At 52.2% G+C, this 13,776-nt stretch carries 14 protein-coding genes and 1 riboswitch (1 of these 15 only partly in view); of the genes, 1 reads left to right on the top strand and 13 read right to left on the bottom strand.

The annotated features are described in order from the left end of the window. The 3 genes from JNE38_RS27605 to JNE38_RS27615 all read right to left on the bottom strand — a co-directional run. Positions 1–747 carry the 5' portion of an acyclic terpene utilization AtuA family protein gene (locus JNE38_RS27605; protein ID WP_203354238.1) on the bottom strand. 570 nt of this gene lie to the left of the window's left edge, so 747 of the gene's 1,317 nt are visible here — the first part of the coding sequence; the start codon lies at positions 745–747; its stop codon lies beyond the left edge, outside the window. A gap of 12 nt (positions 748–759) precedes the next feature. Continuing rightward, positions 760–2,046 (bottom strand): CitMHS family transporter, encoded by a 1,287-nt coding sequence (locus JNE38_RS27610; RefSeq protein WP_203354239.1) that lies wholly within the window; start codon positions 2,044–2,046, stop codon positions 760–762. Positions 2,047–2,231: 185 nt separating this feature from the next. Further along, positions 2,232–3,638 (bottom strand): sigma-54 interaction domain-containing protein, encoded by a 1,407-nt coding sequence (locus JNE38_RS27615; RefSeq protein ID WP_203354240.1) that lies wholly within the window; start codon positions 3,636–3,638, stop codon positions 2,232–2,234. 158 nt (positions 3,639–3,796) lie between these two features. On the opposite strand from JNE38_RS27615, the gene JNE38_RS27620 reads away from it, so the two are divergent. Continuing rightward, positions 3,797–3,961 carry a hypothetical protein gene (locus JNE38_RS27620; RefSeq protein WP_203354241.1) on the top strand — a complete coding sequence of 55 codons (165 nt, stop codon included), beginning with the start codon at positions 3,797–3,799 and terminating at the stop codon, positions 3,959–3,961. A gap of 94 nt (positions 3,962–4,055) precedes the next feature. Here the strand turns inward: JNE38_RS27620 and JNE38_RS27625 are convergent, their stop codons facing one another. From JNE38_RS27625 to JNE38_RS27670, 10 genes are all read right to left on the bottom strand, one after another. Beyond that, positions 4,056–4,268: an acetyl-CoA carboxylase biotin carboxyl carrier protein subunit gene (locus JNE38_RS27625; protein ID WP_203354242.1), complete on the bottom strand. Its 213-nt coding sequence runs from the start codon at positions 4,266–4,268 to the stop codon at positions 4,056–4,058. A gap of 185 nt (positions 4,269–4,453) precedes the next feature. Then, entirely contained in the window at positions 4,454–5,197 is a 744-nt protein-coding gene (gene map / locus JNE38_RS27630; protein ID WP_203354243.1) for a type I methionyl aminopeptidase, read from the bottom strand. Between the two features lie 57 nt (positions 5,198–5,254). Further along, positions 5,255–6,385: an N-methyl-L-tryptophan oxidase gene (solA, locus tag JNE38_RS27635; RefSeq protein ID WP_203354244.1), complete on the bottom strand. Its 1,131-nt coding sequence runs from the start codon at positions 6,383–6,385 to the stop codon at positions 5,255–5,257. A gap of 93 nt (positions 6,386–6,478) precedes the next feature. After that, positions 6,479–7,330 carry a MetQ/NlpA family ABC transporter substrate-binding protein gene (locus JNE38_RS27640; RefSeq protein ID WP_203354245.1) on the bottom strand — a complete coding sequence of 284 codons (852 nt, stop codon included), beginning with the start codon at positions 7,328–7,330 and terminating at the stop codon, positions 6,479–6,481. Between the two features lie 102 nt (positions 7,331–7,432). Further along, positions 7,433–7,846: a Rieske (2Fe-2S) protein gene (locus tag JNE38_RS27645; protein ID WP_203354246.1), complete on the bottom strand. Its 414-nt coding sequence runs from the start codon at positions 7,844–7,846 to the stop codon at positions 7,433–7,435. 18 nt (positions 7,847–7,864) lie between these two features. Beyond that, positions 7,865–8,977: an amidohydrolase family protein gene (locus JNE38_RS27650; protein ID WP_203354247.1), complete on the bottom strand. Its 1,113-nt coding sequence runs from the start codon at positions 8,975–8,977 to the stop codon at positions 7,865–7,867. A 123-nt stretch (positions 8,978–9,100) separates the two neighbouring features. After that, on the bottom strand, positions 9,101–9,763 hold the full coding sequence (locus JNE38_RS27655) for a TetR/AcrR family transcriptional regulator (protein WP_203354248.1): 663 nt from the start codon (positions 9,761–9,763) through the stop codon (positions 9,101–9,103). Between the two features lie 120 nt (positions 9,764–9,883). Beyond that, positions 9,884–10,882, bottom strand: a complete 999-nt coding sequence (locus JNE38_RS27660; RefSeq protein ID WP_203354249.1) for an ABC transporter permease — start codon at positions 10,880–10,882, stop codon at positions 9,884–9,886. Position 10,883: 1 nt separating this feature from the next. Further along, positions 10,884–12,374: a sugar ABC transporter ATP-binding protein gene (locus JNE38_RS27665; RefSeq protein ID WP_203354250.1), complete on the bottom strand. Its 1,491-nt coding sequence runs from the start codon at positions 12,372–12,374 to the stop codon at positions 10,884–10,886. Between the two features lie 72 nt (positions 12,375–12,446). Continuing rightward, positions 12,447–13,466, bottom strand: a complete 1,020-nt coding sequence (locus tag JNE38_RS27670) for a sugar ABC transporter substrate-binding protein (RefSeq protein WP_203354251.1) — start codon at positions 13,464–13,466, stop codon at positions 12,447–12,449. 93 nt (positions 13,467–13,559) lie between these two features. After that, positions 13,560–13,678, bottom strand: a riboswitch (SAM riboswitch). Between the last annotated feature and the right edge of the window lie 98 nt (positions 13,679–13,776).

The raw sequence follows: 13,776 nt of genomic DNA on the forward strand, positions 1-13,776 counted from the left end.
GATGACGCCGCCAGTGCCTTCGATTTTCGAAATGACCGCTGTCCCATCGTGATCGATATCGGCAAAAGGAAAGCCCAGCTCTGCCAGTCCGGCCACCTCTTTTTTCCCCGGGTCAGCAAAATACCCGCCCGTGATTTGCCCCGCGCACTCTAGCAGATGACCTATTACCGTACCTTGCGCCAGCTTGTCCTTCTCCTCCCATGACCAGCCGTAATGATGCATCATGGGTGCCAAAAACAGCGAGGGGTCGGCCACCCGCCCTGCCACGATGATATCCGCACCTGTCTCAAGCGCCGGTAACAGGGCTGCGGCTCCGATGTACGCGTTGGCGGAAATCAGCGGACCGTACGAAGACAACGGTTCGTTCGATTCCAGGGTGCGCTGCTCTGGATGCAGCTTCTCCAGCACATCGTCCCCCGTCACCGCTGCCACTTTAATAGATAAACCTTGCCGCCGGGCGATCTCGATGATCTTTTCAGCAGCCGCTACGGGGTTGGCTGCCCCCATATTGGTCACGAGCCGCACGCGATTTTTCTTCAGGATCGGCAGCAGAAGCTCCATTCTTTTCTCCAACAAGGCATCGTAGCCGAGAGCAGGATTTTCCAGCTTCCTCCTCTGCGCCAATGCGATCGTGCGCTCCGCCAGACATTCCAGCACCAGGTAATCCAGCTTTCCTTGCTCCGCCAATAAGACAGCGGGCTCCAATCTGTCACCGGCGAAACCGGCTCCAGAGCCAATTCTCAACATGTCATCACCTCATCATGTAATAGCACCTGTGGCGAGGGCGACAATGGTCATGACGATCGTCGTGCCAAATGCCCATTTAAAAATAAAGCGTTGATGCTCGCCAAGCGTAACACCCGCGAGACCCACCAAAATAAACGTCGAAGCCGTCAATGGACTGAGTGGGAAGCCCGTGGTCATCTGGCCCAAAATCGCCGCCCGTCCTACCGCCAGCGGGTCCATTCCAAAATTGCTGGCTGTCTCACTGAGAATCGGCAAAACCCCAAAATAATAAGCATCCGGAGTAAAGACCAAGCTGAGCGGCATGCTCGTAATCGCCACGAGGATGGGTAAGGAACTTGCGAGCGAATCCGGAATAATGGAGACAAGCGCCGCAGCCATCGCTTCAATCATTTTCGTTCCCGTCAGAATTCCCGTGAAAATACCTGCTGCAAAGATCATGGTGATCACCATAACCACGTTTCCAGCGTGACTAACCAGACGCTCTTGCTGCTCCTGAGGCTTTGGGTAGTTGATCAGGAGAGCAATCGCAAAGGCAATCATGAACAGAACGGGAAGCGGCAGCAGCACTTTGACCAGCGAGACGACCAGCACAATCGTCAAAATCAGATTGAACCAGAAGAGCTGCGGTCGCTTCGTATGCTCCGCCCCCAGCTCGACTTTCCCCTCTGCCTCACTCAGCTGGATAATCCCGAGGCGGCTACGCTCCTTTTTACCGAGCCAGTAAGACGCGAACAGCACCCAGACCATCCCCGCAATCATCGCCGGAATGACTGGATTGAACAGCTGTGCCGAGTCGGTATGCAGGACGGTCATGGCTCTCGCAGTAGGTCCACCCCAGGGTGCGATATTCATCACACCTGCACCAAGACAGACAATCCCTGAAAGGACGAGCGGGCTCATATCCAATCGCTTGTAGAGCGGCAGCAGGGCCGAAATCGTAATCATGAACGTCGAAGCCCCATCCCCATCCAATGCCACGATCATCGTGAGGACGGCCGTACCGATCGCGACCTTGATCGGATCTCCCTTCACCAGCCGGATCATTTTTGAAATAAAGGGATCAAACAGACCCGTATCGATCATCAAGCCAAAGTACAGAACGGCAAAGCCTACCATGATGCCCGTCGGCGCTACTTTCGTTATTCCATCGAGCATCATCTTGCCCATCTCGGGAGCAAATCCGCCGATGATCGCGAACACAAGAGGAACGAGAATCAAGGAAACCATCACAGAAACACGCTTTGTCATAATCAATGCAAGAAAGAGTCCAACCGTCAGAAAACCAAACAAGGCTAACATTGCTACCCCCCTAACAAATTTGATCACACTCCTCGTTATGCAAGTCGTATACCAAAAAAGAAAACGCTTTTATAAAGCGCTTTCTTTTTTGCTGCCATTCTATTTTTTTAAAACGGTTCCTCGCGACACATGCCCGAAAGTGCGTAGCGGCCGTGCAGCCTTCACCATTACACCTTTTTAGAACGTTATTCTAAAGATTTAGAATCCTTGGAGGTGTGGAGCAGCCGATATTTGCGCATCTTGTTATAGAGTGTAGCCAAGGAAATGCCCAAGCGCTTTGCGGCCTTTTTCCGTTCTTCTACATCTTCACCGAACTGGCAGAGCGTCTCCCGTATCCACCTGCGCTCCGCATCATCCACTACCTCTCGCAGTGACGAATGCGATGCTGCGTGAGAAAAGTCCGGATAGGCCCGATTCATCTGTTGCAAATAAGCTGGCAAATGATTCAATTGGATATGCGTTCCTTCTGCCATGCACATGCTGTAATCAACCGTATTTTTCAGTTCGCGGATGTTCCCCGGCCAATCGTATTGCTGCAAAAGCTGGAGAGCTTCCTTCTCAATGGTGAAAGGATGATCAGCGGAGGTTCGCAGAAAAGAGGCAACGAGCTCAGGGATATCTCCCCGCCGTTCGCGCAAAGCGGGAATATGAATCGAAAGGACATGGAGCCGGTAGTACAAATCCTCGCGAAAAAGCTTCTTTTCTACCAGCTGCGTAAGATCTCTATTGGTAGCGGCAATCACACGGACATCGATCGTGCGCTCCCTGACTTCCCCTACCTTGCGAATGGAACGCTCCTGCAGGACACGCAGCAGCTTGGCCTGCAAATCGTACGGAAGCTCCCCGATTTCATCCAAAAAGAGAGTGCCCCCATGAGCAATTTCAAACAACCCCATTTTCCCGCCTTTTTTCGCATTGGTAAAAGAGCCTTCCTCGTAGCCAAACAGCTCACTTTCCAGCAATGCAGCCGGGATGGCAGCACAGTTCACCGGTATGAAGGGACGATTAGCCCTCTTACTCTCGTTGTGGATGGACTGAGCAAACAGCTCCTTTCCCGTCCCGCTCTCCCCGGTAATCAGCACGGGCAGCTGGGAGTCTGCCGCTTTTTTGGCAATATGAACGATGGCCCCCAGTCCATTCCCTGCTCCGACTACATGGCCAAAGGTATACTTGGTCTGGTAAAGAGAACCCATCGCCTTCTCTAGCTGAAGCAGCTTTTCTTTATTTTTCTCCAGCTCCAAAGAGAGCTTGTGGACTTCCGTCAATCCTTTGCAGATCGAAACAGCCCCTACGATCTCCCCATGCAGCAAGATCGGAGCCATATCCACGACGTATTCCGTGGTTCCTTCTTTGCGATAGATACCAGCTCGGGTCTTCCCATCCCGCAGGGTGTCTACCAACTGGGCTCCGGGCCGCACGGATCGCAGCGGCTGTCCCAAAATGACTTCAGGCCGAACTCCCGTGATTCTCGTATATTCCGGGTTGATCAGACGGACGATCTCATCCCGATCAATGACAAGAACGCCATCGTGGATAGAATGGATGATAGCTTGGAACCATTCCAGCTCTTGGTTGAGGTTGTGCTGCAGCATTCCATCCTCTCCTTTCTACTCTCTTACTCCCATTGTAGCCGATCCGGCAAAACCTTTCTTCTGCAAATAAAGTCTAGTATCGAAGGCAAAAACCACATACTATCATAGTAAGAGGATCGACCATATGCAGACAGCCAATCTGAAGGAGGAACCCGCCCATGAAAGAGTTAGTAATCGCAGGAGCCCTTGCTGCAGCTATTTCCTCGATTGTACTGGGGGCATCTTTAGCATCCCCGATGGACACTCCAGACGGCATGCTTGCGCTACACGACGAAGTAGACGGGGTATTCGTCAGCCACGGAATGCTGCTCGACTATCACTAAAAAGCACCGTTTCTGTTAGGCCGCACTTCTTCCATTCGATGTAAAAAAACAAGCTGGCATCGGTTCGCAGCTTGTTTTTCTTCTTTTCCTATGATCAGGACAATTCTATGAGGACATCTCCTTCATTGACGAAATCGGCTTCGGCTACTTTCACTTCCTTGACGATCCCGTCGCTTTCGGCTGCGATCGGAATTTCCATCTTCATGGATTCCAGGATGACGACATCCTGCCCCTCTACGACTGCGTCTCCCGGCTTCACCAGCACCTTCCACACACTTCCTGCCATACTCGCTACCACTTTACTCACAGGAATCCCTCCCCCAGTCTCGTCTCCTAGCTTTATCAGGGCATCGGCAATCTTTACATGCATATACATTTTCGTCGCCCATGATGATCTTTTCCTACTTTCTGTCGCACAATTGAGAAAGGACTTGCGCGATAGGGACGATAAAAAGGACTCCGACAGACTGGAGTCCTTTCCCATACGCCAAGCTATGCGGTTAAAATGATCGGCTGCCCACCCGTTACGACAACCGTATGCTCGTACTGGGCTACCAGGCTTTTGTCTGGCGTGATCAGCGCCCAGCCGTCCCGTCCGTCGTCTACGTACTCTGCGCCTGTCGAAATGAAAGTCTCGACTGCGATTACCATACCATCTGTGAGCAATCTTTTATCCCACTTGTCATAGTAATTCAGAATATGAGTAGGTTCCTCATGGAGGCTTCTCCCAATCCCATGGCCGGTCAGGTTTTTCACCACGGTAAAGCCGTTTCGACGCGCTTCATTCTGGACAATCCGCCCGATCTGGCTCAGTTTGGAGCCTGCCTTGGCGGATGCCAGCGCCTTGTACAGCGACTCCTCCGCACACTTGCACAGCGCCTGCTTGCGTTCATCACTTGCGCCGACCACGATCGATGCCCCCGTATCTGCATAATAGCCATCGAGCTCCGCAGATACGTCGACATTGATCAGATCACCGTCCTTCAGCTGATAATCATCGGGTATGCCATGTGCGACTACATGATTGACACTGATGCACGTGTATCCCGGAAATTCGTACTCTTTCTTCGGGGCAGATTGGGCGCCGTATTTCGTCAACACGGCCCTTCCGATCTCGTCCAGATCTTTTGTCGACACACCTCGCCTGACTGCCTGCAGCATGGCTTCTCTCGCCTCAGCCACGATCCTGCCGATTCGCTTCAGACCGATCAAATCTAATTCGTTTTGAATGGACATGCAACTATCCTCCTGCGTAAAAGAATACCTTCATTATATCCTATTTACGGAAAGCTCTCATGCGAATCGGCTGAGCGCAAATGGCGACAAATCAAAGTTCGTCTTTCCCTGCAAGGTCAACTGCGCAGATATCTCCCCCACCACGCTGGCAAATTTGAAGCCGTGCGCCGAGCAGGCCGATACGATCAGGACGTGATCGTGGCTGGGATGCCGGTCGATGATGAAATCGTGATCCGGCGTCCAGGTGACCAGGCAGACTTGGCCGCGTACCAGTTTGCCTCCGACATGCGGGAAGAACCGCTTTGCTACGGTAAACAAATCGCCGTCATCACCGGGTTCGCTGCCAAATTGGCGGTTCACCTCATCAGGATTCACATTCACCCCAGCATCATGACTGCCAAGCTTAAGTCCAGATCCCTGGATGCTCGGGAAGCCGTAGAAGCGGTCACCTGGCAAGTCCACGAAATATGATGGGAACTTCCCTAACCCGTACGCGGCTTCATCCGCTTCGTACCAGACGACGGTCTTGCGGAATGGCTGCAGCGGAATCTCCAGCTCCTGGAGAAGCTGACCTGTCCACGCCCCTGCTGTCACGATCAGCTTGTCCGCATGGTAATCTCCTTGGAGGGTGTGCACCGTGACGCCATCTGCATGATACGTGATAGACTTGGCTCGGGTATTCGTGAACAGGGCCGCGTCATGCTGCAAAGCCAGCTGCCGGTATGCACGAATGCACTCTTCGCTGTACAAAAGTCCCGAATTTGGCTCGAATGCGCCCATGATCTCTTCCGTCACGGCAATGCCCGGCCAGCGCTTTCTCACTTCCTCCGGCTGCAGGAGTTCCAACGGCAAGTCAAATTGTTTGGCGCTGTTGATTTCTTCCTCCAAAAAGGCGGAACCGATATTCGCCAGCCCGAGCACTCCGGTGCGTTCAAAAAGATGCTTCCCCGTTTCTCGCTCGAGGTCTTCCCACAGCTCCTGCGCGCGCAGCACCATCGGAACGTATTTTTTGCCTTCCCCGTAGGCGTGGCGGATCATTCGCGTATCTCCGTGATGACTCCCCTTCGTGTGCGGAGGATCGAAGGCATCGATCAGCAGTACCTTGGCATGCTGCTTCGCTAAAAAGGCTCCAGCAGCCATTCCCATGGAGCCCGCCCCCAAAACAATGACATCATAGGTGTTTTTCATACGCCACTTCCTTTCTCTAAATGCACGATTCTATGAGCAAGGTCCCCTCCTAAAAGGAAGAGACCTGTTCACCAGAGAATGCATCGATTTCGCTTACCAAGCAGGAACCATCGAATCTCCGTATTTATCCGTCACCAGTTTTTTCACTTCGTCAGAATGGAAGGCTTTGACCAGCTTCTGGAACACTGGCTTGTCTTTGTCTCCTGCACGAACTGCGATAATATTTACCCATGGTGAATCTTTCGGTTCCATGTAGATCGCATCTTTCGTAGGCACCAGACCGCTTTCGATGGCAAAGTTGCTGTTGATGACAGCAGCTGTCAAATCATCCAGCGCTTTTGTGAGGAAAGCGGCATCCATCTCTTTGAACTCGAGTTTCTTCGGATTGTCGATGATGTCACGCACAGTCGCTTTGACGCCGACGCCTTCTTTCAGTCTGATCAGGCCCGCTTGTTCAAACAGGATCAGCGCACGCGCCCCGTTGGTCGGGTCGTTTGGCAAGCCGATCAGGTCCCCTTCTTTCAGCTCGGAAACATCCTTGATCTTTTTGGAGTACATGCCGATCGGATAGTTGATCGTATCCGCGAGCTTGGCGATGTGGGTTCCTTGACCTGCATTGAATTCTTCGAGGTACGGCACGTGTTGGAATGCGTTCGCGTCCAGCTGCCCGTCTTCCAATACTTTGTTTGGCTGTACGTAGTCGCTGAATACAACCAGTTCCACATCCAGACCGTCTTTTGCCGCTACTTCCTTCACGACTTTCCAAATGTCTTCTTCCGGACCGGACATGATGCCGACCTTCAGATGTTCGGCTTGACCTGCCCCAGCATTTCCTGTGTTCGATTCTCCTCCTGCTTGCGGGGCTTGTCCCTGCCCTCCTCCGCAACCAGCTACCGCAAGTGCAACTACAAGCGAAAGGAATAGGGATACATACGACTTTTTCATGGTGACCTCCCTTTCAATACAAAGTTTTCCGATATAAATAATACGAATTAGATCGTACGCTTTTTTGTTCGTCCCGTCAAGTCTCTGTTTTCTCCCGTTCTCCTACAGCACGCAGGCAAATTGCTTGCGCGTGATGCTCTGGGGCTGTCGATCCAAATACAGGACGACCTCATCGCCCTCTTCCTTCACCTCGTACATCTTGATCGAAACCGCAGGCGAGAACATCGCTTTCCCCGTCTTCAGGCTGAATTCCCAGCCGTGCAGCGGGCAGCGAATGATTTCGTTGTGCAGCCCGTAGACGTATTCCTGCGGCTGTGAAGGCAGCATCGTGCCTACGACTGATCCGTACAGCATCGGGACGCCTTGATGGGGGCAGCTGTTGCGAAAAGCGTAGCATGTCCCCTCGGCACGCAGCAGTCCGATCTCTACTCCGTCCAACTCAATCAGCCTGCGATCTCCCTCCCGCAGCTCTTCGGCGGAACACACGACCAAACGATGTTTTTCCTGTGCGCTCATGATACTCGTGCTCCTTTCCTATGGCTGGATTCTGAACGAAGCCAGAGGGTTTTCGTAAAAGACTTTGTGCCGAAGCTCCCCCGGAAAATGCAGGAAGGCCCGCTCCAGCTCATCCCCGTCCCAATGCGGGTAATCGCTGCAGAACAAAAGCATGTGCTCGGCACCGATCATCTGGATCAGCTCGACCAGATCCTTGGGACGCGCAGGCTCCTCGATCGGCTGTGTGCCAAACCGGATGTTGCGGCGGATATACTCGCTCGGCAGCATCTTGACCCATGGGACTTCATGTCGGAGTGCCTTCCAGTTCTTATCCATGCGCCACATCGTCGGTGCGATCCAGGAGAAGCCGTACTCGATGAAATTGACTTTGAGGTTCGGGAACCGCTCAAAGACTCCCTCGCATACCAGGCTGATGACATTGCGCTGCCCGATCAATCCGAGAGAGGTATGCCACTCCATATAAGTAGAAGCCGGTCCTACTCCAAAGCTGGCAGCATATTCCCCTGTTCCCTCGGTATCAGGATGCAGCACGATGGGCAGATCATACGCTTCGGCGATTTCGTAGATCGGCCAGTAGTGACGCTTGCCAAGAGGAATGTTCACACAGTGCATGTTGATCCCGACGATTTCAGGCCGTTTGCCGATTCGCTCGATTTCCTGGACAGCCTGAGCCGGGTCGAGCGGGGTAATTTCCATCGTCATCCGATAACGCGGGTCGCTCTTCACCCATTTGCCGTACAGCCAGTCATTTGCTGCAGACGTGTACTTCGCTGCGACTTCGACATTGTGAAAGGCAGACATCGTTCCGTGCCCAATATTCAAAATCGCAAAATCGGTCTGGCAACGGTCGAGTAAATCGCTCGCCAGAAAAGCAGGGTCGCTTCCCGGAATATCTCCATTTGGCGGGAAAGCGTCTGCCCGCAAAGGAACAGGCAGCGGGTTTGCATAAGCAGAAGACGGAAATTTGAAAGAACCGCTGTTTTGCTTGGCCAAAGCTCCTTTGGCAAATTTGCCGATGTTCATGTACTGCTGGATCGATTCATCCAAATACGGAACCAATTCGTTAAAATCGCTCAAGACCGGATGCACATCGCAGTCGATCAGCCCGTTATGCTTGACTCTAGTTGTCATGCCAACCCCACCTTTATCAAAACGATATTGTTAATAAGTTCAATATATGAACGCGTTCATAATTCACGATAAACCTATTATGCGCCCATGAAAAACAGGGGTCAAGGCGAAAATGCTTGCTTGCTAGCTTGCCCCCTGTTCCATCGCTTTCATCAAATTGCGGATGTACTTCATCGTTTTTTCGGCTGCCTGCCCTGGATCCATGTCTCTTCGCTTGTTCAGGACGGTCGTCATCATCCCCTCCCAGATCAGCACCGACATTTCATTGACTTCCTCGATGGTCTGGTCATCGATGTCTTGTTCCCGTTTGGCCAGCTCCAGCAATGCTTTGCTGCGGGAAGTCAGGTCCGGGTTGTAGAGCATTGGCTTGATTTCATCCGTGAAGCCGATCAGGTCGCTCGAATATATGGAAAAGTAATGATTCACCATCTCGTCTGCCTTTTTCCCTAAATCGGCTATGTACAGAGCATGGTAGATCTGCGGTTTTTCAAAAGAATGCTTGCAAAAACACTCCCAGCTGAGGATGTACTTCTCCACGTACGTCTGCCCCCGCTCCAGATACTCCGGCAGCTCTTGCAAATATTCTTTCACAAAACGCATGGAAGCAAAGTAAATCAAATGGGACAGCTCGTCAAAGTAGTTGTAGATCGTCGAGCTGGTGTAGCCGGCTCTCTCCCCGATTTTGCGCGCGCTGACTTTTTCAATCCCTTCCTCCTCGATCAGTTGCACAGTCGCGTCCACAAAATATTGCAGCATTCGCTTCACTTGAATTTCTCTTCTTGCCATTCCCTTACCGTCCTTTGTTCATTTTCGCCTTCCCAAAAGCGAGCTGATGGATTCCTTTCCTATTATAACGAGATTCTCCAAAGAAAAAACCAACCTGTTCACGGTTGGTTTTTTCAAACGCTATGCTTTTCTCTTGCGGCGCAGCTGGTAGTACGTCACAGCCAGTGCGAGTGCCAGCACGACCCCTTTGATGATATCGTAGGCGTAGTACGGCAGGTTGAGCATGGTCATCCCGTTCAGCAGCACGCCGATCAGGATCGCCCCGACAAAAGTGCCAAAGACGTTCGGTTTCCCGGCACCAAAGACAGAAAAGCCCACAAATGCTGCAGCAACCGCATCCATCAGCATCGAGCTCCCGCTGCTGACCTGACCGGTGCCGATCCTTGCAGCGAGAAGCATTCCGCCCAGACCAGCAAACAGAGCGGAAAGTACATAAGCCAGCGTCCGATAACGGTTAACCGGGATACCGGAGAGTCGTGCCGCTTCCAGATTCCCACCCGTCATGTAGAGCATCCGCCCCTGACGCGTATAGGTCAGATAGATGTGGGTGATCACCACGAGCAGGAATGTCAAAATAACCGGCACGGGAACCGAAGCAATCTCGCCTTGGCCAAGCCAAAGGAACCACTCCTGGAATTTGCCCGGCGCTGTCGTTCCATCCTCCATCGGCATATTCGCGTAAATGGAGTACCCTTTGGAATACGTCATATGAATGCCGTTTACGATATAGAGCATCGCCAATGTCGCGAGCAGGTCCGGAATGCGAATCTTCACCACCAGGAACGCATTGATCAGCCCGACCAACAAACTGAGCGCGATTGGAACAATCAGCGTCAGCAAGGGACCTTGCTCATGCCAAACCATCATGGAAGCTGCCACGACAGTTGTCAAGGAAACGGTCGACCCTACGGACAGGTCAAAGCCGCCGACGATCAAGGAAAACGTCACACCGATCGCGACAAAGGTCACAATCGAGATGGAACGCAAAATATCGGTAATGTTGTCATAAGTAAAGAAATACGGGTTCGTCAAGCTGAAGATGAGCATGACAATGACGATGACCGCTACTGTACCGTACTTGTACACAAAATCAAACAGACTGAATTTCTTTCCTTCCACATTACTCACCTCCGCTTGCATAATACATGATTAATTCTTGGGTTGCCCCTTCAGGGCTCAATTCCTTCACGATCCTGCCCTCAAACATGACGAGAATCCGGTCCGATATCCCGATGACCTCCTGAAACTCGCAAGAGAAGTAGAGGATCCCTTTCTTTTGCTTGGCCAAGTTCCCGATTAATCGGTAAATATCGCTTTTCGCTCCGATGTCCACGCCCTTGGTCGGCTCATCGAACATGAAGATGCTCGCATCGGTATCCAGCCATTTTCCGATCGCCACCTTTTGCTGGTTTCCCCCGCTGAGATAACCGACCAGCTGGCTGATATCCGCCGTCTTGACCCCCAGACGTTGGACGAGCTCCTTTGCCTGTCCCGCTTCTACTCCTCTACGGATAAATCCGAGTGGTGACCACTTGGAAATCGTCGCCACAGAAAGGTTGTTTTTTACCGATTCTTCGACGAAAATGCCTTCCTTGCGTCGTTCTTCCGGCACGAGGACGATCCCGGCGTCAACCGCATCTTTCGGGTCGCGGATTCGCAGCGTTGACCCATTCAGCTTGATCTCCCCAGCTTCCGCCGCATCTGCTCCGAACAGCAAGCGCGCCAGCTCGGTTTTCCCAGCGCCGACCAGGCCAACGACTCCTACGATTTCCCCTTCATGCACCGTCAGATCGGCACTGCGCACCTTACCGCCCTTGGCCCCTTTTACTTCGAGGACCGGCTGACCGATAGGGACGATTTCTTTCGGAAATTCCTCCGCAAAGCTTTTCCCGAGCATATGGCCGATGACTTCATCCATGCTGGTCTGCGCTGTCTCTGTCGTAATCACATGCTGACCGTCTCGCATGATGGTGATGCGGTCACAGATTTCAAAGATTTCGGGCAGGCGGTGGGAAATGTAAATGATGCCGACCCCTGCTTTCTTCAACTGATCAATGATCTGAAACAGCCGCTCGCTTTCCTTGGTGCTGAGCGGCGCTGTCGGTTCGTCAAAGATCACGTACTTGGCTTTTTGCACAGTAGCACGCGCAATCAAAATCAGCTGTTTCTCCGACAGGGAGCATTCCTCGACGGTCATTTTGACGGGAATGGAAAATCCGAACCCGCGCAGCAGCTCCTCCGATTCGGTGTACAGTCGCTGCCAGTTGATCAGTCCCGAGCCTTTTGCCTGAACGAGCCGATCCAGCAAAATGTTTTCCGCCACGCTCAGATAGGGAATCAGTGCCGTATCGACTTCCTGATACACACATTGGATCCCGAGTGCCTTGGCATCCTGCGGAGATTCGATCGACACCTGCTGTCCATCGATTGTAATGGTTCCTCCGTCCAGCTGATAGGCTCCTGTGAGAATTTTCATCAAGGTGCTTTTCCCGGCCCCGTTTGCCCCCAGCAAGGCGTGTACCTCTCCAGCCTTCACTTCAAAATTCACCGTTCTCAGGGCAGGCACACCGGAAAATTGCTTCTCGATTCCTTGCATTTGTAAGGTTGCCAATCTTTACACCCCCTAGATAAGGAAGATTCCCGTTGAGCGTTCAACGGGAATCGCCTGCCATTCTATCCGATCTTACTTGCCCCACTCTTTCACGTATTGGGAAAGATCGCCCATCGTCACTTTTTTGTCCTTAGGCAGATCATCTTGTTTCACGAGAACAGGTGTCAGGTTGACGTTGTCCGGAACCTCTTCCCCTTTGATTTTCTTGAACACGGTCTCCGCCTGGATGCGGCCGATGTTGGACGGGTCAACTGCAGCAGTCGCTACCCAAGGAGAGTTTGGCTCCTGAATCATTTGCAGGTCCTCATCGCTCAGGTCGATGGAGTACACTTTGATTTCGGTGCGTCCTGCTTGCTGGATCGCACGTGTAGCACCTTTACCGAACTCATCCCATGCTGCCCATACTGCCGTGATGTCGCCTTTGTTCGGATATTTCTTCAGGATCGCTTCCATCTGAGATTGCGTATCCAGAGCGGTATTGTTGGTCGCGGAACCGAAAGCCGCTACTTCTTTGATATCCGGATATTTCTTCAAGAATGCATCGTACGTGATTTGACGTTTTTCCATAGGCGCAAAGCCTGCCACCCAAATCTTCACGATGTTTCCTTTGTTGCCATTGTCCGCAGCCAGCTTCTCGAGGCTCAGGTCAGCCAGCTTTTGGTCGTCCTGCGCTACAATCGGCACGCCCGGAATTTTGATGTCCGTGTCGAACAGGACGACAGGAATCTTCTTGTCTACCGCTTTTTGCGTTCCTTGCTGCAGCGCTTCTGCTGTACCGTGGTCGATCAGGATGCCGTCAAAGTGCTGGTTGACCGCTGCATCGAGATTGGAAGCCATTTTCGCCAGATCGGTGTCCGCATTGAATACCGTCAGCTCGCCGCCGTTTTTCTCCACTTCTTTTTTGACCCCGTTGATGTATTGCGCCGAAAAAGTCCCAACATTTTGACGCATAATCAACGCAATTTTCTTAGTTTTCTCGCCAGACGCGCCGTTTGGAGCAGCCGTGCCAGCTCCACCGCCGTTGCCGCACGCTGTCAAAGCGAGAGAAGCTGTCAGTGCCAGCGTGACCAGAAGACCCAATTTCTTTTTCATGGATGTTCCCCCTTGTGTATAGACTCGTCGCAGAAAAGGTCAAGCAGAAAAGCCTCTTTCAACAGAAAGAGGCTAAAATCAGCGATTTCCCGCCTCTCATCTGTCAGGTATCGTTACCTGTTGGAGTTAGCACCTTGGCGCGCAAGAGTCCTCTCGCGTGCTAGGTTGCCGGGCTTCATAGGGCCATTCCCTCAGCCTTCTCTGGATAAGAGTAGTTATTATTTTCGAAACGTTTGCTTTAATATATACAGACTATAATCAATGCATTCGCACCTGTCAACTGGGTCTTTTAAAAATTTGCGTTCATCTG

This window comes from Brevibacillus choshinensis (assembly GCF_016811915.1).
In the GTDB taxonomy this organism is placed as follows: Bacteria; Bacillota; Bacilli; order Brevibacillales; family Brevibacillaceae; genus Brevibacillus; species Brevibacillus choshinensis_A.

Coding starts and splice junctions, on each gene's coding strand:
- JNE38_RS27610 (WP_203354239.1), bottom strand. CDS start 2,046: ATGTTAGCCTTGTTTGGTTTTCTGACGGTTGGACTCTTTCTTGCATTG.
- JNE38_RS27615 (WP_203354240.1), bottom strand. CDS start 3,638: ATGCTGCAGCACAACCTCAACCAAGAGCTGGAATGGTTCCAAGCTATC.
- JNE38_RS27620 (WP_203354241.1), top strand. CDS start 3,797: ATGAAAGAGTTAGTAATCGCAGGAGCCCTTGCTGCAGCTATTTCCTCG.
- map (WP_203354243.1), bottom strand. CDS start 5,197: ATGTCCATTCAAAACGAATTAGATTTGATCGGTCTGAAGCGAATCGGC.
- solA (WP_203354244.1), bottom strand. CDS start 6,385: ATGAAAAACACCTATGATGTCATTGTTTTGGGGGCGGGCTCCATGGGA.
- JNE38_RS27640 (WP_203354245.1), bottom strand. CDS start 7,330: ATGAAAAAGTCGTATGTATCCCTATTCCTTTCGCTTGTAGTTGCACTT.
- JNE38_RS27645 (WP_203354246.1), bottom strand. CDS start 7,846: ATGAGCGCACAGGAAAAACATCGTTTGGTCGTGTGTTCCGCCGAAGAG.
- JNE38_RS27650 (WP_203354247.1), bottom strand. CDS start 8,977: ATGACAACTAGAGTCAAGCATAACGGGCTGATCGACTGCGATGTGCAT.
- JNE38_RS27655 (WP_203354248.1), bottom strand. CDS start 9,763: ATGGCAAGAAGAGAAATTCAAGTGAAGCGAATGCTGCAATATTTTGTG.
- JNE38_RS27670 (WP_203354251.1), bottom strand. CDS start 13,466: ATGAAAAAGAAATTGGGTCTTCTGGTCACGCTGGCACTGACAGCTTCT.